Raw genomic sequence first — 18,531 nt, 5'->3', positions numbered from 1 at the left:
CAGTTCGCAAAATTTGCCCTACTTTTGCGTCAGATTTGTTCATTTACATATTGAAAATGTTATCAAGAAAGGTGGAGGGAATAGACCCTGTGAAACCTTGGCAACCTCCCGCGAAAGCGGAAAGGTGCTAAATTCTACTCAGTTTTTTTGAGGGAGATAACACGGACTTCATTACTTTCTTAGGTAGCATTTTCAATTTTTAACCAAGTTTTTAGAAATTGAAAAATTCGCTGCAACATATCACTTTACAGAATTTTAGAACCGTATCGGGAAATACTCTCGATATTTCTTTGAGTTACGAATTATTCGGAAAACCTCTGCACACCGCACCTGTCGTGTTGGTGAATCACGCATTGACTGGAAACTCCACCGCTGCTGGAGAAAGTGGTTGGTGGAAAACTTTGGTAGGTGAAGGCAAAACGATTGATACCAATCATTACACCGTGATTTGTTTTAACGTTCCTGGAAATGGATACGACGGTTTCTCCATTGATCATTATGCGGATTTTAGAACTGTTGATATTGCTAAAATTTTTCTTTTGGGATTAAAATCTCTTCAAATTTCTAAACTTTTTGCCATCATCGGCGGTTCTGTTGGCGGAGCAATCGGTTGGGAAATGCTGGCTCTTGAAAATCATCTTGCAAAAAAATTCATTCCGGTTGCCTGCGATTACAAAACTTCGGATTGGCTTCATTCACAGTGTTTAGTCCAGAAGTTTCTGCTGGAATCTGAAACTCAACCATTGGAGAAAGCTCGGATTCATGCGATGTTATGTTATCGTACTCCGCAATCATTGAATTTAAGATTTAAAGGGGAAAAACTTCAAAATCCCGAAATTCTAAAATCTCACGACTGGCTCAATTATCACGCAAAATCTTTAAACGAAAGATTTAGTTTAAAGGCATATCGCCTCATGAATCACCTGCTGATGACGATCAATGCAGATGAATCAAAATTAAAGAAGATTTCTGCAGAAATACACTTGGTAGCAGTTAATTCCGACCTGTTTTTTCCCGCTTTTGAAATTCAAAAAACTAATGATTTGCTGAAAGAAACCAACAATATTCATTATCGGGAAATCAAGTCCATCCACGGTCACGACGCTTTTTTGATGGAATATGACCAACTGAATACAATCTTAAAACCACTATTCTGCGAAATTGCAGCAATTGCTAAATAGAATCTATATATGAAAGGAAGAAATGAAATAAAACTGATTAAGAACAGATCGATCATTCGGTTCGAAGGAAAGAATTTTCTCGGAGAAGTGGGAATTGACGGACGGATTTTCAAGGCGCTAACTTATGCAAGAATCAGTGTCGGTGTGATTTCGCAACAGGCGATTGAAAACGGGATCTCGGTTTTGGTCAATGAAAAAGATGCTGAAAAAGCCGTAAACTGCCTTATTGAAGAGTTTTCCGAAGAAAGAAAATCGGGGAAAGTAAAGATGATTTACAGCATCAACAATGTTTCGGTCATCGGATTTGTAACCAATGACTACACGAAAATTGCGCAGGAGCTGGGACGAAACAATATCTTTCCACTGATTCTGAACCAGGTCGCATCAGAAAACCGGGTGAATATTGTGGTAAGTTCCAGTCAGGACGAGAAAGCGAAAAACATCATCGAAACTGAAATTTTTGGGAAACCAAAAACCGTACATCTCGCCATCATCGGTCACGGAAATATAGGCGGAACTTTGATCAACCAGGTTTTGGAAAGTTCGGAAGAAATCAGGCGGAGAAAGAAACTCGACTTGAAAATTGTAGCCATCGCCAATTCTAAAAAAATGGCTCTGAACCGCGAAGGAATCGGAAATGATTGGAATAACGAAGTGTCGGTAACAGAAAGAAATTCGGATGTGGATGAACTCATTCGCTTTTCGAAAGAAAATCAGTTGGAAAATCTGATCGCTGTGGACAACACGGGTTCAAAGGATTTTGTGAGGAACTACCACAAACTCGCAGAAAACGGCTTCGACCTGGTTTCGTCCAATAAAATTTTCAACACTTTGCCGATTGATGAATACCGAACGTTCAGAACGACACTTTCTAGAAACAATAAGAAATACCTTTACGAAACCAATGTTGGTGCAGGTTTGCCATTGATTGATACGATTAAATTACTTCATCTTTCAGGCGAAAATATTACGAGAATTAAAGGCGTTTTTTCCGGTTCACTGAGTTATATTTTTAATAATTTTTCGGTTCGTGACGATAAATTTTCAACCATTATTGGCGAGGCAATGGAGAAAGGTTTTATAGAACCCGATCCTCGCGAAGACCTTTCAGGAAATGATGTAGCAAGAAAACTTCTGATTTTGGCGCGCGAGCTTGACCTGATTAACGAGTTTTCAGACATCAACATTCAGAATCTTATTCCTGAAAATCTTCTTGATATTTCAAAAGAAGAATTCATCTCAAGAATTCCTGAACTCGATGAAGAATATCAGAAAATAAAAGATAATCAGGAGCCTGACCACGTTTTGCGTTACGTAGGCGATTTACACGGCGATCTTCATCAGGAAAAAGGCGAACTCGACGTGAAACTGATTTCGGTTCCTGCAAGTTCAGCACTCGGACAACTCAAAGGTTCAGACTCCATTTTTGAAATCTACACTGAAAGTTACGGTGAAAACCCAATAGTAATTATGGGCGCAGGCGCAGGCGCAAAAGTTACGGCGCGGGGCGTTTTTGGGGACATTTTAAGAATTTCAGAAAATAAATAAAACAGGAAAGTTCAGGTAACAAGGCTATTAAAAAGTAAAATGAAAGGATTAATTATTTTTTAAAGAAAAGAGCAGTTTGACCTTGTTGCCGGTCTTCCTTAAAAAACCCAATATTATGGAAAATTTTGAAACATTAGCAATACGCTCTCAAGCAGAAAGAAGTCAGTATGGCGAACATTCCGTTCCGATTTTTCTCACTTCAAGCTTTGTTTTTGATGAAGCCGAGGATATGCGTGCAAGTTTCGCGGAGGAGAAGGAGAAAAATCTTTACAGCCGTTACAGCAATCCGAACACCAACGAATTTATTGATAAAATCACCAAAATGGAAGGTGCGGAAGCAGGTTACGCTTTTGCTACTGGAATGGCAGCAGTGTATTCCACTTTTGCAGCCCTGCTGAATTCGGGCGATCACATCTTGAGCTGTCAGTCGGTTTTCGGGGCGACACACACACTTTTCACGAAATATCTTCCAAAATGGAATATCGAAACGACTTATTTTAAAGCCGATGATTCTGCAAATGTTGAAAATTACATCAAACCAAACACAAAAATCCTTTATCTCGAAACGCCAACCAATCCCGCGATTGAAGTTTTGGATTTGGAATATTTCGGACAGATTGCGAAAAAACATAACCTGATTTTTATTGTAGACAACTGTTTTGCAACGCCTTATCTTCAGCAGCCGATTAAATATGGAGCTGATTTGGTTGTACATTCCGCTACAAAACTTATTGACGGTCAAGGTCGTGTTTTAGGAGGAGTTTGTGTAGGTAGAAAAGATTTGATTCAGGAAATTTATTCTTTTTCGAGATTAACGGGACCTTCATTATCGCCCTTCAATGCTTGGGTTTTAAGCAAAAGCTTGGAAACATTGGCGGTAAGAGTAGAAAAACACTGCGAAAACGCACTGAAAGTCGCTGAGTTTCTCGAAAATCATCCAAATGTAGAGTTCGTGAAATATCCTTTCCTGAAATCACATCCAAGTTACGAAATTGCCAAAAAACAGATGAAATTAGGCGGAAATATCGTTACTTTTGAAGTAAAAGGCGGAATTGAAGGCGGCAGAAATTTCCTCAACAAAATCAAGATGTGTTCGCTTTCAGCCAACCTTGGCGATACGCGTACCATTGTTACACATCCCGCTTCCACCACGCATTCCAAACTTTCGGATGCAGAAAGAAACGAGGTTGGGATTTCCGCAGGTTTGGTGAGATGTTCGGTCGGTTTAGAAAATGTGGAAGACATTATCGCCGATTTGAAACAGGCGTTGGATTAATATTTGGGCGTGCCCTGTTTTTCCCGCGCTTTTTCCCTTCGCTGAAAACAGGTCGGTCTACGGCAAGTCGCTTTTTTCGGGCGGCGAAGCCGCCGCCCGAAAAAGAGCTCCAACAATTGCCTTCGCCCTCACGCAAAGGCGCGTCATAAATTGAAAATCAAGCAAAAAAAGGGTAAAATTGCAAAAAAAAGACAGTTTAAGGGTTTGATGTTGTTTGAAAAGTTCAAAGAGTGCAACAACAACAATGTCAAACGAAATCAAACAATTTCAAATCTTTCAAACAAAAAAAATATGATGAAAAATTCAGAACAACTATACAAAGCCCTCAACGAACGCATTCTCGTGCTCGACGGAGCGATGGGAACCATGCTTCAGCGTTATAAATTTACGGAGGAAGATTACCGTGGCGAGCGTTTTAAAGATTGGGAACATCCTGTAAAAGGAAACAACGATTTGCTTTCGCTTACGCAACCACAGGCAATAGAGGAAGTTCACAGAAAATATCTGGAAGCAGGAGCAGACATTATCGAAACCAATACATTTTCGGGAACTACCATTGCAATGGCAGATTACCATATGGAAGATTTGGTTTACGAACTGAATTTTGAATCTGCAAAAATTGCAAGAAAAGTCTGTGACGAATTTACCGCTCAAAATCCTGAAAAACCAAGATTTGTAGCAGGATCAATCGGGCCAACCAACAAAACAGCGAGTTTAAGTCCTGATGTCAATGATCCCGGGTTTCGTGCTATTACTTTTGATGAATTAAGAATTGCCTACAAACAGCAGTGCGAAGCACTTCTCGACGGTGGTGCAGATATTCTTTTGGTAGAAACCATTTTCGACACTTTGAATGCAAAAGCCGCACTTTTCGCCATTGATCAAATTCAGGAAGAAAGAAATATTCAAATTCCTATTATGGTTTCGGGAACTATTACCGATGCATCGGGACGAACTTTGAGCGGACAAACCGCAGAAGCATTCCTGATTTCCGTTTCGCATCTCAATCTGTTGAGTGTCGGTTTCAATTGTGCTTTAGGAGCAAAACAACTGACGCCATATTTGGAAACCCTTTCCAATAATTCAGAATTTTACGTGTCTGCCTATCCGAATGCAGGATTACCGAACGCTTTCGGTCATTACGATGAAACGCCGGAGCAAATGGCAGAACAGATTAAAGAATACGCAGAAAAATGTTTGATTAATGTTGTTGGCGGCTGCTGCGGAACAACACCGCCACATATTAAAGCCATTGCAGATTTGGTGAAAAACTATCAGCCAAGGAAGATTGTTTAATCTAACAATGTATCAATCTAACAATGTATCAATCGCATTGATTGTTATATTGGTACATTTTCAAATTGTTACATTAATATTATGAAATACTTAAAACTCTCCGGTCTCGAACCGCTAATTATAACCCCGGAATCCAACTTCATCAATGTTGGTGAGCGAACCAATGTTGCAGGTTCCAAAAAATTTCTTCGTTTGATTAAAGAAGAAAAATTTGCAGAGGCATTGGATATTGCGCGACACCAGGTTGAAGGCGGAGCACAGATTCTCGATGTCAATTTTGATGATGGATTGTTGGATGGAAAATACTGTATGGTAAAATTCCTGAATTTAATCGCCTCAGAACCTGATATTGCGAGAATTCCGATTATGATTGATTCTTCAAAATGGGAAATTTTGGAAGCAGGACTGCAGGTGGTTCAAGGGAAATGTGTGGTGAATTCGATCAGTTTGAAAGAAGGAGAGGAAGAATTTATTCATCACGCGACAACTATTAAAAGATACGGTGCCGCTGCGATTGTGATGGCGTTTGATGAGGTAGGACAAGCCGATAACCTGGAACGGAGAATCGAAATTGCGAAGCGTTCATACGATATTTTGGTGAACAAAGTTGGTTTTCCGCCGGAAGATATTATTTTCGATTTAAATATTTTCCCTGTCGCAACAGGAATGGAAGAACACCGCAGAAATGCCCTCGATTTCATTGAAGGTACAAAATGGGTTCGCGAAAACCTGCCGCATGTTTCGGTTTCGGGAGGTGTTTCCAATGTGTCGTTTTCGTTCCGCGGGAATGATTCGGTGCGTGAGGCGATGCATTCCGTATTCCTTTACCACGCCATAAAAGCGGGAATGAATATGGGAATTGTAAATCCTGCAATGCTGGAAGTTTATGACGAAATTCCGAAAGATTTGTTGGAATTGGTGGAAGATGTGATGCTCGACAAAAGAGATGATGCCACTGAAAGACTTTTAGATTATTCCGAAAAACATAAATCATCTAAAAAAGAAATCGTCGAAGATTTGGAGTGGCGCAGAAACCCGCTTCAGGACAGAATTACACACGCTTTGGTCAAAGGTATCGACCGTTTTATTATTGAAGATGTGGAAGAAGCGAGACAACTCACGCCAAGACCTTTAGATGTTATAGAAATCAATCTGATGACAGGAATGGGCGTTGTCGGCGACCTTTTCGGGAGTGGGAAAATGTTTCTTCCGCAAGTAGTAAAATCTGCAAGGGTAATGAAAAAAGCCGTGGCTTACCTTCAGCCATTTATCGAAGCGGAAAAAGACACTTCAAAACCTGCCAACGGCAAAGTGTTGATGGCAACGGTAAAAGGGGATGTTCATGATATTGGGAAAAATATTGTGGCCGTAGTTTTGGGCTGCAACAATTATGAAATTGTGGATTTGGGAGTGATGGTTCCTGCGGAAAAAATTATTCAGACTGCGATTGATGAAAAAGTGGATGTCATTGGTTTGAGCGGTTTGATTACGCCAAGTTTGGATGAAATGGTTCATGTTGCTGATGAACTTCAAAGAAAAAATCTGAATTTTCCATTGTTGATTGGCGGTGCAACCACTTCTAAAGCACATACTGCTGTAAAAATTGATCCGAAATATAACAACGCCGTGGTTCATGTGAACGACGCTTCACGTGCAGTTGGTGTGGTAAGTTCATTGTTGAGCAACAGAAACGGTGAGTATGTTTCTGAACTGAAAACAGAATACGCCGATTTCCGGGAGAAATTTTTGTCAAGACAGGTTGAAAAAGAATATCTGCCAATGGCGGAAGTGCGTGAACAGAAATTTAAAATCGATTGGGAAAACGAAGAAATTGCTGTTCCGAAGAAATTAGGAATTTATGTGATTGAAGATCAGGACTTAAACGAATTGATTCCGTTTATGGATTGGTCACCATTTTTCAGAAGTTGGGAACTTCACGGGAAATTTCCGAATATTTTGGAAGATGAAATTGTAGGTGAACATGCAAAAGAACTTTACAACGACGCAAAAAAAATGCTCAAAGAAATCATCGATAATAAATTGCTGACCGGAAAGGCCATTTTCGGAATTTTCCCTGCGAACACAGTGAACGACGATGATATTGAAGTGTATGATAATAATAGAAATGTGATTGGAACTTTCCACACACTTCGCCAGCAGTTGAAGCGTTCAGCAGGAAAAGAATATCTGGCTTTAGCGGATTTTGTGGCTCCAAAAAATTCAGGAAAGCAGGATTATGTCGGATGTTTTGCCGTGACGACAGGTTTCGGAACGGATGAACTGGTTCAGAAATACAAAGACGATCACGACGATTATAATGCGATTATCGCTAAAGCGCTTTCAGATAGATTGGCTGAAGCATATGCCGAATATCTGCACCATAAAGTGAGAACAGAATTTTGGGGTTACGCCGAAGATGAAAATCTGGACAATGAAGAATTAATCGCTGAAAAATATTTAGGAATTCGTCCAGCTCCCGGTTATCCGGCATGTCCAGACCATTTGGAAAAAGAAACCATTTGGAAACTGATGGATGTAAAAGAAAAAATTGGTTTGGAACTTACTCCGGGATTGGCAATGTTTCCAACTGCAGCAGTTTCCGGATATTATTTTGCAAATCCAAAATCGAAGTATTTCGGTGTTGGAAAAATTACTGAAGAACAGGTTGAAGACTATGCAAAACGTAAAAATGTAGATTTAGAGTTTGCGAGAAAATGGCTTCGACCAAACTTAGTAGAAAATTAACCACAAAGGCACTAAGAATTTCACAAAGACGCAAAATATTTTGCACATTGTGCAAAAACCTTTTGACTTTGTGTTAAAAAATAGAAAATGAAAATAACCGAACACATAAAAAACGCCAACGGCAAAACGCTTTTTTCACTTGAAGTAATTCCACCACAAAAAGGGGTGGGGATTGAGGATTTATACAAAAATATCGATCCTTTGATGGAATTTAAACCGCCTTTTATTGATGTGACTACGTCGCGTGAAGAATACGTTTATATCGAAAAAGGCAACGGCTTGATGGAGCGAAAAATTACAAGAATGCGTCCCGGAACTTTGGGAATTTGCGCCTCGATTCAGCATAAATACAATGTAGATACAGTTCCGCATGTTTTGTGTGGCGGCTTTACGAAGGAGGAAACCGAATATCTTTTGGTGGATTGTCTTTACCTCGGAATTGATAATGTGATGGCGCTTCGCGGTGATGCAATGAAGGGCCAGAATCAGTTTGTTCCGACAGAAGGCGGTCACCGCTATGCGATTGATTTGGTGGAGCATATCAACGATATTGGTCACGGAAAATATTTGACGGACGAGGACAGGTGCGATGAAAACAACAAATTCTGTATCGGTGTTGCAGGTTATCCTGAGAAGCATATCGAAGCACCGTCGATGAAATATGATTTGGAGCGGCTGAAGCAAAAAGTAGAAGCCGGTGCAGATTATGTGGTGACGCAAATGTTTTTTGACAATAAAAAATACTTTGATTTTGTGAAAGAAGCACGAGCAATGGGAATTGATGTGCCGATTATTCCAGGAATTAAGCCGATTGCGACGAAAGGTCATCTTTCGATGCTGCCGAAAACTTTCAAGATTGATTTACCTGAAGATTTGATTTCTGAAATTACCAAAGCAAAAGACAATACCGCCGTGAAACAAATCGGTGTGGAATGGGCAATCAGCCAGTGCAGAGAATTATTGGATTTCGGAGTTCCGGTGCTGCACTTTTATTCGATGGGGAAAAGCAATAATATTAAGAAAGTGGCGCAAGAGCTTTTCTAAAAAAATGTCCGGCGAATTTGCCGGACATTTCTTATTGGGTGTTCAGAAACTGAACTAATCTAATAAGGTCTAATTCTTGGTTGACTTTGAGTTTTTGCTTTTTGACAAAACTTTCAACTTCGTTCTTGTTATCTCCAAAAATTTTATAGAATTCATTTTGTTTCCTAGGGATTTTGACTAAATTTTCACCAGTTTGAATAAAATATTCAGCCGGTAGATTTTCAAATCTCGCCGGAGTTGCCTGGGTAAAGGAATTCAGTGCAGGCACCGCATCTCGGAACTCGGTTTTCAGTTTTTTCAGCAATCTGTTTTTCCCATCGGCGAGCAGCAGATAGTATCCATTAGCTTCCACTCCATGGTTCAAATACACAAAGTTTTCTCTGGAGGCAATAAAGCTAATTTTAGAGTAGGCGCTTGTTTTCGGCAGCTCATAAATTGTCCCATCATTAATCATTTCAATAGAGTCGGTAAACATGTTGTACCTTGCAGGGATTGGATTTGTAGCGCTTTCAACCTTTGCTGCAAGAAAATTCTTGTTGAAGAAAGGGTTTCCTTCGATCTCGTCATAAGGAATAGGACCAAATTTTGCAGATTTCACACTATTCATAAACCGGTTAAAGCGTGCCGCCTCTGAAACAATACTTGTAGTAACTTGCGAACTGATGAAAATTGTGGAAAGTATAAAGGCCAGAGTTGAAATTTTTGCGTACATTTTTTTCATTTAGTTATTGTAAATATAAGGGATTATTACGAAAATTTTTGCTTAGAAATTTTTAATTTCAGTAGTTGTTTGATGATAATTTGATGTAAAGTTAAAAAAACGCTTAAGCAATTTTCCCAATGCCAAATTACAAAATATTGGCTATTTTTGTATAAATTCAATAATTACTTTATGCAAGCTACAGATACCGTTCTGATGATCGAGCCGATTGCTTTCGGATACAACGCCCAAACTGCAGAAAACAACTATTTCCAGGTCGAACAAAAAGATTCCGACACGCAGCAGAAAGCTCTTGAGGAATTCAACAGCTTTGTGGAAAAACTGAGAGCAAAAGAAGTGAATGTGATCACCGTGAAAGATACGCTCGAACCACACTCACCCGACTCTATTTTCCCAAACAACTGGGTGAGTTTCCACAGCGACGGAAAAGTAGTGCTGTACCCAATGTTTGCGCCAAATCGACGAGTTGAGCGTCGCAAGGACATTCTCGAGACCATTAAAAATCAAGGTTTTAAAATTGACAAAGTCGATGATCTTTCCCATTTCGAAAATGAAGATCGATTTTTAGAAGGTACTGGAAGTATGATTTTCGACCACGACTACAAGATTGCTTACGGTTCTGTTTCGCTCCGACTCGACGAGGACCTGTTCAGAAAATTCTGTGCTGAATTTGGATTCACACCCGTAGTTTTCCATTCTTTCCAAAATGTCGGCGATCAGCGTTTGCCGATTTACCACACGAATGTGATGATGTGTATCGCGGATCAATTTGCAATCATCTGCCTCGACTGTATCGACGACGAGCTGGAGCGCGAAAAAGTTCAGGAAGTCATCAAATCCACCGACAAGGAACTGATCGAAATTTCCGAAGACCAGATGCAGCAGTTTGCCGGAAATATGCTACAGGTAAGGAATTCCGAAGGAAAAACTTTTTTAGTAATGAGCGAGACCGCCTTTAAATCTTTAACCAAGGAACAGATTTCAGGGATCGAAAAGTATTCTGAAATCATCTATTCCGACCTCCATACCATTGAAACCAACGGTGGAGGAAGCGCAAGATGCATGTTGGCGGAGGTTTTCTTGCCAAAATCATAAATGCTCATTTTCCGCAGAAAATAAAAAAAGTCGAAAATTTTCGACTTTTTTGTTTTTAAGGATTGTACTTTTCTAAGAATTTCTTTGTCTTATCCAGCATCCAAGAAGTAATTGGCTCGCTCATCCAACCTACGTGATCGCCGTTATAGGTATATATTTCGTGGGGTACATTTTCTTGCGTGAGTTTTGCTTCGAGCAAATTTTTTTGGGAAAGTGGAACAGTAGTATCGCCTGTTCCATAAAAGCCGAGTGTCGGAACCGAGGCATTGGTAATCCAGGTTAAAGGACTTGCATAAGTAAGCATGTTCATTCCCGATGGTACCGATGCAGGATTGACGAACCCCGAGAAATATCCCGCAAGCGGATTGGTAGAAAATGCACTGTCATTAAAATCAGAAGGTCCCACCATATTCACCACCGCTTTTACTTCCGGATTGTTTTTCGTGTACGCATAAAACATCGACAGATGTGCACCCGCACTGCTTCCGCAAAGGACAAATTCCGGCTTCACCTGGTATTCCTGCGATTTTGCCTTGATCTGATTGATGACGTGCTGAATATCGTTAATGTGATTTGGCAATGCATAATTAGAAGTTCCCGGTTGAGCCAAAACGTAGTTCATGGTTACAATCGCATATTTCGGGAAATAGGTCTGCTTCATTTTGGGAAGTCCTCCATAGATTTCAGATTTATCACCCGCAATCCAACCACCTCCGTGAATGTAGATGAGCACTTTTGTTTTGTCTGCACTTCTTCCGGCGGGTAGAAAAATGTCGTATTTCTGCTGCGTATTACTTCCGTAGGAAATATTCATTTCATCTTTGGCAGCAAGGTTTTGCGGTTCGTCAGTTGGATTTCCGGTGGTGGAACCTGAACAGGAAATTATCAAATAACCGAAAATTACAAACAGAAAATTTTTCATAAAAAATAGATTTTGGACTGAAATGGAGGTTGCAAATTTTATGCAAAAAAAATCTGCGTTCAGAATTCTAAACGCAGATTTCTTTTAAAATAATACAGGAAGTATGAATGTAATTTATTTAAAGAAAAAACGCCCATAACAAAGAAATATGATGATGACAACATAGAAAACCAAACCACCAATTCTCCACTTTTTTGAAATACGTTCTGGCGTTTGATAGATCTTTTCATGCGACTTTTCGGAAAAAAGAACCCGCAATTTATCCCAATCCCAAATCAGTAAAGTTAAGTTTGCCAACCACATCAGTACGGTGATCACAGGAGTATAATTAAAATCCATACTCAACGTAATCATCATAATATTTGAAATAATCGCGAAAAATAGCAATGCACCAATGGTCGCAAATCTTTGGGTAATCAATAAAAATGCAGCAAGTAACTGACAGAATCCTAAGAAATTCCAGTAAATTCCTGTTTGATAAAGTCCTTCACCAATGGGATTATCTGTGGAAATACTTGTGAACCGATCTTCAAAAATTTTTGTTAAGCCCGAAGGAACAAAGGAAAACCTATCACAAATCTAACACCTAAAATGTAATAGTTTGCCCAAATGTTCTTTCTAAGCTTTGAAATTGCTGTTTCCATATTGATCTCGTCCTCGATTTTGTGTCTTTATTTGCAGAATTAATGAGGAAGTGTTTTTAGTTTCCAGTTCTGTTTTTAATTTCGCTTGCCGCACCTTCGATCGATCTCGCTTTTTTGATTTTCTGATTTCCAAAATTGTAAGTCACGGTAAAAAATGCTTTTCGCGAATCCTGATACTGATCGATGATATTGAATTTTCCGGTCGGCTGCACATCGTGGATGTAAATTTTGTTGGTCTTCAGAATATCCTTTAAATCGAGAGAAAAAGTCCAGTCGTTCCAGATTTTTTTCACATTGATGTCCAACTGTTGAAGTGGTTTTAATGTTCCCAAATCAATTCTGTTTTTGCCGAGGTAGAAATAATTCACGCCCAAAAACCAATCTTTTTTTGCCGAGAGCCGAACAGTATTTTGAAGCTGGACAAACGGCGTCACCAAACTTCCATCCACCACGAACGGATCAAAAACTTCGTGCGTAATCGGATCCTGATCGATGCTGCCTTTGTAAGAATTAATCTGCAAACCAACCACATAATTCACATTCCAGATCTGTTTGAAAAAGGATTTGTTCATTCCCAAATTCGCGGCAAAATTATTCTTAGTTCCGTAATTTGTTCGGATATAACGCAATTCATTAACGCCATTTACCGTTCTCTGGAGCGGAACCTGCGTTGTTGCATCTTTCGTGTAAGAATTAGAAATTTGCAGGAAATAAGCACTTTTAAACATATACATCAACTCCTGATTGAAAACCGAAGACGCCTTCATAAAAGGATTATTTTGTACATAATTCACCTTCGTCAAATAAATTCTTTCAGGATTAATTTCCCAGAAACTCGGTCTCTTCATGCGACTTGTGAAGGAATACGAAATGGAATTGGTTGGATTGATATTATAGTTGACGCTGAACGTCGGCAAAAAATTCTGATGTTTTCTTGCGACTTCAATTGTGCTCCCTAAAATTTGTCCGTAACTGTCGGTAAATTCCATTCTTGCGCCCAACTTTGCCGAAATTTTTTCACCAAAATTCTTGTCAAAATTCAGATATAGTCCTGAAATCTTTTCGTCGTACACAAAATGGTTGCTTTGCTGAAGATCCTTCACATAATTCCCCGTGTTCAAATCCAGATTTTCGAGATAAGTGTCGTTGTCGGTTTTTGTCTTGTTGAAATTTCCGCCTGCTCCCAAAGTGAAACTCTTAAAAGCTTTGGTAAAGTCAACAGTTCCAGAAAAATTATCAATATGCTGCGGAATGAGTTGGTTGAATTTTCCTTCCAAGCCGATAATCTGATTCTGTGAGTTGGTGGTACTCGTCATGCTTTGGTTTTTTTCGGTTTGTCCGAATTTCAGGTAAGCCGCATTCACATTGATTTTGCTGCCTTTATCGTCCAGTTTCAGTTCATAATTCAAATTGAAATTATTGTTGAGGTCATCCGACGTCATAAAATTTTGGGTGCGGTTGTAATGCGTTTGCCAATTATTCGAATTGTCCAGAAATTTAATGGTATTGAAAAGATTCGTTTCGGTATCGAAATTCTCGCTGTACCAAGTGTTGTAGGAAAATCCGAGCGTTTGTTTTTCGGATAAATCGTAATCAATATTCAGGTAACCGCCAATGTCGAAAGTTCCGTTTTTTACGTATCCCACGGAATTGTTCGTGCTTCTCGCATCGCCGTTCATCATATCGTATTCCTGAATTCGGATTTGGTTTCTTGAACTTAGATTAGAACTTATCGCCCATTTATTTTTTCTGAAATTTAGACTTGCCGAGCTCGACTGACTGTTGAACTTTCCCTGATAATTGCTCGCTCTGAAATTTCCGTTTGCACCGTCGGTTAATTTTTTCTTTAAAACGATATTGATAATTCCGTCCGAACTTTCAACGTTGAATTCACTTCCAGGCAAAGTAATCACCTCAATTTTCTGGATATTTTCAGCAGGTGTATTTTTCAGCAAAGCTTCGATGGCATCGGCATTCATCTGGGTTTTCTTTCCATTAATGAAAATAACCGCGTTGGATTTTCCTGCAATTTTCAAGGTTTTATCGTCGGTGGAAGAAACGAGCGGAGTTTCTTTCAAAAGGTTGAACGCTGTATTTCCTTTCGCAACTGGCGATGCGGATACATCGAAAACGAGGCGGTCGGATTTTTTCTGAATGACCTTTTTAGTAACGGTTACATTTTCAATGTTTTGAACCTTTGCTGAATCTGTTTGTGAAAAAGCAACAATTCCTGTCAGCAGAGAAAGCGAGATGAGTAATTTTTTCATGAGTTTGATTTTTAAAAAAGAAAAAGAAGAAAGCTGGTTATTGTTTTTTCGGTGATCAGTTTTTTGGTTATTGGTTTTGCTTTCTTCTTTTCTTCCGGTTCTAATTTTTTTTGAATTTTAATAATGAGTAGTTTTATAATACTTTCCGTTACAAAGATATATTTTTATTTTAGTATCATGCAATACAAAGTAGTAAAGAAAATTAAAATTCAAATTTAATCAGCTGATTATCAATAATAAAAATTTATTTTGAAAATTAAAGGTCTATCCGAAAGACAACAAAAGGATGCAAAATATTACATCTCAATAGAATTTTTTTATAAAAAAGAAGTTATTCCCTGTCAAATCTCGCCAACTTTTTCTCTACCCAGATTGTGGCAAATGGAAAGAAAGCAGCAATTAATGCAAATACAAAATCTTCGTCATCCCACTTAAAGATTTTTCTTGCAGGTAAAACAAGAATTAGATATAGGGTAAAAAACAGTCCGTGAAGGTTTCCCATTATGATGATGTAGATCGTGGGCAAAAGCCCTTCCCTATCGTACCTGATCCAAATCATCGCCGAGAAAAGCAGGCACCACGAAATCGCTTCCAGCGTGCAGACTTTCTTAAACCAGTCGGTAATTTTTTCTTCAGAATATTTATTAATCAACTTATCTACAAATTCCATAATCTATCATTAATCACTATCAGTTATCAGTTATCACCTATCACATATCGCTCATCACCCATCACCTATAAAAAGAACTTCCGTCCAAATACTCAAAAACTTCCGGCGGCAACATCGGTCGCACATTTTTTCCCTCTTTGATCATTGCCCGAATTTCCGTGGCTGAAAGTTCGATAACCGGTGCCTTTACCAAATGGATATTCTCGTTTTGCAGGTATTCGTGATCCTTTTTCTCACCCTCAAAAACCCGGGGATAAACAATGATTTGGTGGTTCTTAATTAAGGTTTCAGAATTTTTCCATTTCGAAAGTCCGTCCAGATTGTCTTCTCCCATAATTAGCGAAAACGAAACATCGGGATATTTCTCGTGGAGGTAAGTCAGCGTGTCGATCGTGTAACTGGGTTTTGGCAAAGAAAACTCCACATTTGAAGCCCTCATTTTGGGATAATTCTTCACGGCGAGCTGCACCATGTCGAGACGGTTGTGGTCTTTCAGCAAAGATTTCTTGTCCTTAAACGGATTTTGCGGACTCACCACAAACCAAAGCTCTTCCATATCGGAATTTTCGAGGATATAGTTCGCCAAAATCAAATGTCCGATGTGGATCGGGTTAAAGGAACCGAAAAACAGACCTACTTTTTTCATAAACATTAAAACTACGGAAAATCGACAGATTTTTTATAATTTGCCAAAGATAAAAATAATCATCCGCAAGATAATAAACTTCGTAGAATTCAGTTCAAATTGAGAACATCTCCCTTTGAAAATCCTTACCCACATATTCCTCATTTTTTTCTGTGTCTTTTTCCACGCACAGCAAAAAGAATTCTGGATGGTGGATGTACAGACCAACAAAAAGGTTTTGGTTAAAGATTCCGCCAACGCTGTGAAATTCCTGGATTCGCTTTCGCAAAATAATTTTTACCTCACCGAGCTAAAGGACGTCATCAAAAACGGAAACTCCACCGAAATTATCTATGATAAGGGAAAGAACTTCAATGAAGCAAATGTGAAAATCTCACAGGAAATCGAGCAAAACCTGAAACTGAAAAAAGAATTCTTCACCAAAAATCTGGATTCACTAAAGAAACAGATCAGCGAAAAATACCGAAACCAGGGTTATTCCTTCAACCGGGTAAAATCAAGATTCGCGGGAATGAAAAACGGGGTTCCACAAGTGGAGTTATCCATAATTCCAGGAGCAGTCAGGAAAATTGACGGCTTCGTTCTCCGCGGTTATGAAAATGTGCCGAAAAGATTCATCAAAAACCTTGAAAAAGATTTTAAGGGAAAAATCTACGACGACCGAAACCTGTTACAAATCAACCAATCGTTGCAGAGCCATCCGTTCATCATCCTCGAGAGACCGCCACAAACGCTCTTCACGAAAGATTCCACCCAGATTTTTCTCTTTACCCTGAAACGGAAATCCAATTCCTTCGACGGTGTTTTAGGTTTCGGAAACGACAAAACCGACAAATTCACCTTCAACGGAAGCATCAATTTGAACTTCCGAAATATGTTCAACAGCTTTGAGAGCATCAATATCTTCTGGCAGCGAAATCCCGACCGCGGACAAACCTTCGACCTGAAAACCGATATTCCCTACCTTTTCGGCTCCAATATCGGGACCAATATCAACGCCAATATCTATCGGCAGGACTCCACTTTCGCCAATGTAAAACTCATTCCCGCACTTTACCTGCATCTCAATAACCGTCAGAAACTCGGACTCAGAGGGACTTTCGAAACTTCCACCGTCATGGATTCGCTCTACGTCGCGGGAAAAGATTACGAAAAAAAAGGGATCGGCGTGTGGTACGATTTTACGGAGCCGTCGGAAATCGAGCTTTTCATGCACCGCACAAAGATTCGCGCAGAAGTAGATGTGCTCTCGACCAACTATACCAAACAGGATCTGAAAGTTTCGCAGAGCAATTTCTATTTCTATGGCGAAAGGAACTTCAATATCAAGGGCAACAACTGGCTCAATCTTCGGGGCGAAACCGCGATGATCAACTCCAAAAACGAGTTTGCAGCCAACGAGCTGCTGCGTTTCGGCGGCTGGAATTCCCTGCGCGGCTTCAACGAAAATTCGCTCTACGCCGACCTGTACTATTTCGGTACCGCAGAATACCGCTACGTAATCGGCAATCAGGCGTTCTTCGACATCTTTGGTCAGTACGGCCAGCTCAACAACAAAACGCTTTCCCTAAAACCAAAATTCTACAGTTTCGGCACGGGTTTCAACTTTTTTCTTCCGATCGGGTTAATGAGTTTCCAGATTTCAAACGGCAGCGAATTCGGCAATCCCATCAAGTTCAGCGACACCAAAATCCACTGGGGAATCCTCACAAAGTTCTGATTTTTTTGGAGCAACAAGGGCTGGCTTTCTTTCACAGGTGTTCCCACTGTCCGCTATTACTCCTCGCGCAGCCGCAAATTCCCCCGCTTGCTGTGGGGTAGCCGCTTCCATCGGGGCTAGGTTTGAAGGGAGGATTTTCTTTTGAAATTTCGAAGGTTTGGAAAAGTAAATCGCTAAAAACGACATGCTTTTCGGAACAAGAGAAATTTGAACAGGAATTTGTTCAAAAATTTAGAGATTTTGGAAAGTGGTTTCAGATGGTAAGCAGTTTATTGTTTTTTACACAAATTGTCATTCATAGTGGAATCTAAAGATTCTTAATCTTCACACCTTTTTTCATCAGTAGTTTTTTATTTCATCCGATTTTTGATAGGGCGCTGGAATTGCGATGATCTCATAATCATCATTAATATAAGATACCAATTTTTTACACTGTAGTCAATGTGCTTAACTGCTAATTGAGGTTTTCGAATTTGGTCTCCTTAAATGATCTTTTTAGTATTTCTGAATTATTGAGAGACTCGTCGATAATTAAACGGTAGCCTTCAATTAAATATACTTTTGTATAATTCACACCATATAATAATTTCGGATTAACAAAAGCGATATCTAAACCAAATGCGTCTTCTGTATTTCCACTTGTGTTAGCGCTAATTGTTAAAATATTTTCTTCCCTAATAATTTCTCTTTCAGAATTTCTATATTCAATATAAGTCTGCACAATCGTATGAAATAATTCACTCCTTTTCTGTCTCT

15 protein-coding genes and 1 riboswitch (1 of these 16 only partly in view) are annotated in these 18,531 nt (G+C 39.4%); of the genes, 8 read left to right on the top strand and 7 right to left on the bottom strand.

What is annotated here, in order from left to right; translation table 11 throughout:
* Positions 1–56: 56 nt before the first annotated feature.
* Positions 57–163, top strand: a riboswitch (SAM riboswitch).
* A gap of 55 nt (positions 164–218) precedes the next feature.
* From MTP09_RS01995 to metF, 6 genes are all read left to right on the top strand, one after another.
* Positions 219–1,181 (top strand): alpha/beta fold hydrolase, encoded by a 963-nt coding sequence (locus MTP09_RS01995; protein WP_243550149.1) that lies wholly within the window; start codon positions 219–221, stop codon positions 1,179–1,181.
* A gap of 9 nt (positions 1,182–1,190) precedes the next feature.
* Entirely contained in the window at positions 1,191–2,729 is a 1,539-nt protein-coding gene (locus MTP09_RS01990) for an ACT domain-containing protein (protein ID WP_243550148.1), read from the top strand.
* Positions 2,730–2,844: 115 nt separating this feature from the next.
* Positions 2,845–4,005 carry a trans-sulfuration enzyme family protein gene (locus tag MTP09_RS01985; RefSeq protein ID WP_243550146.1) on the top strand — a complete coding sequence of 387 codons (1,161 nt, stop codon included), beginning with the start codon at positions 2,845–2,847 and terminating at the stop codon, positions 4,003–4,005.
* A gap of 294 nt (positions 4,006–4,299) precedes the next feature.
* Positions 4,300–5,301: a homocysteine S-methyltransferase family protein gene (locus MTP09_RS01980; protein WP_243551562.1), complete on the top strand. Its 1,002-nt coding sequence runs from the start codon at positions 4,300–4,302 to the stop codon at positions 5,299–5,301.
* A gap of 81 nt (positions 5,302–5,382) precedes the next feature.
* Entirely contained in the window at positions 5,383–8,046 is a 2,664-nt protein-coding gene (gene metH, locus MTP09_RS01975) for a methionine synthase (RefSeq protein WP_243550144.1), read from the top strand.
* 87 nt (positions 8,047–8,133) lie between these two features.
* Positions 8,134–9,090 carry a methylenetetrahydrofolate reductase [NAD(P)H] gene (gene metF, locus MTP09_RS01970; RefSeq protein ID WP_243550142.1) on the top strand — a complete coding sequence of 319 codons (957 nt, stop codon included), beginning with the start codon at positions 8,134–8,136 and terminating at the stop codon, positions 9,088–9,090.
* A 31-nt stretch (positions 9,091–9,121) separates the two neighbouring features.
* On the opposite strand, the gene MTP09_RS01965 is transcribed toward metF, so the two are convergent.
* Positions 9,122–9,811, bottom strand: coding sequence for a hypothetical protein (locus tag MTP09_RS01965; RefSeq protein WP_243550140.1), 690 nt, complete (start codon positions 9,809–9,811; stop codon positions 9,122–9,124).
* 171 nt (positions 9,812–9,982) lie between these two features.
* On the opposite strand from MTP09_RS01965, the gene ctlX reads away from it, so the two are divergent.
* Positions 9,983–10,906, top strand: a complete 924-nt coding sequence (gene ctlX / locus MTP09_RS01960) for a citrulline utilization hydrolase CtlX (protein WP_243550138.1) — start codon at positions 9,983–9,985, stop codon at positions 10,904–10,906.
* Between the two features lie 55 nt (positions 10,907–10,961).
* Here the strand turns inward: ctlX and MTP09_RS01955 are convergent, their stop codons facing one another.
* The 5 genes from MTP09_RS01955 to nadD all read right to left on the bottom strand — a co-directional run bounded on the left by MTP09_RS01955 (position 10,962) and on the right by nadD (position 16,055).
* The gene (locus tag MTP09_RS01955; protein ID WP_243550136.1) at positions 10,962–11,828 is read right to left on the bottom strand and encodes an alpha/beta hydrolase; all 867 of its coding nucleotides are present in this window, start codon (positions 11,826–11,828) and stop codon (positions 10,962–10,964) included.
* Positions 11,829–11,942: 114 nt separating this feature from the next.
* Positions 11,943–12,185, bottom strand: coding sequence for a hypothetical protein (locus tag MTP09_RS01950; RefSeq protein WP_243550135.1), 243 nt, complete (start codon positions 12,183–12,185; stop codon positions 11,943–11,945).
* A 343-nt stretch (positions 12,186–12,528) separates the two neighbouring features.
* Positions 12,529–14,739 (bottom strand): TonB-dependent receptor domain-containing protein, encoded by a 2,211-nt coding sequence (locus tag MTP09_RS01945; protein ID WP_243550133.1) that lies wholly within the window; start codon positions 14,737–14,739, stop codon positions 12,529–12,531.
* A gap of 331 nt (positions 14,740–15,070) precedes the next feature.
* Positions 15,071–15,409, bottom strand: coding sequence for a DUF3817 domain-containing protein (locus tag MTP09_RS01940; RefSeq protein WP_243550131.1), 339 nt, complete (start codon positions 15,407–15,409; stop codon positions 15,071–15,073).
* A gap of 61 nt (positions 15,410–15,470) precedes the next feature.
* The gene (nadD, locus tag MTP09_RS01935) at positions 15,471–16,055 is read right to left on the bottom strand and encodes a nicotinate (nicotinamide) nucleotide adenylyltransferase (RefSeq protein WP_243550129.1); all 585 of its coding nucleotides are present in this window, start codon (positions 16,053–16,055) and stop codon (positions 15,471–15,473) included.
* A 115-nt stretch (positions 16,056–16,170) separates the two neighbouring features.
* Here nadD and MTP09_RS01930 point away from each other — a divergent pair, with 115 nt between their 5' ends.
* Complete coding sequence (locus MTP09_RS01930) at positions 16,171–17,775, top strand: BamA/TamA family outer membrane protein (RefSeq protein ID WP_243550127.1); 1,605 nt, start codon at positions 16,171–16,173, stop codon at positions 17,773–17,775.
* A 454-nt stretch (positions 17,776–18,229) separates the two neighbouring features.
* Here MTP09_RS01930 and MTP09_RS01925 read toward each other — a convergent pair whose 3' ends face one another.
* Positions 18,230–18,531 carry the 3' portion of a hypothetical protein gene (locus tag MTP09_RS01925; RefSeq protein ID WP_243550125.1) on the bottom strand. The gene runs 61 nt beyond the window's last position, so 302 of the gene's 363 nt are visible here — the last part of the coding sequence; its start codon lies beyond the right edge, outside the window; the stop codon is at positions 18,230–18,232.

The sequence above is a fragment of the Chryseobacterium suipulveris genome (assembly GCF_022811685.1).
Lineage (GTDB): Bacteria > Bacteroidota > Bacteroidia > Flavobacteriales > Weeksellaceae > Kaistella > Kaistella suipulveris.
Note: the sequence above shows the minus strand (reverse complement) of the source record. Positions and strands in the feature narration are given on the sequence as shown.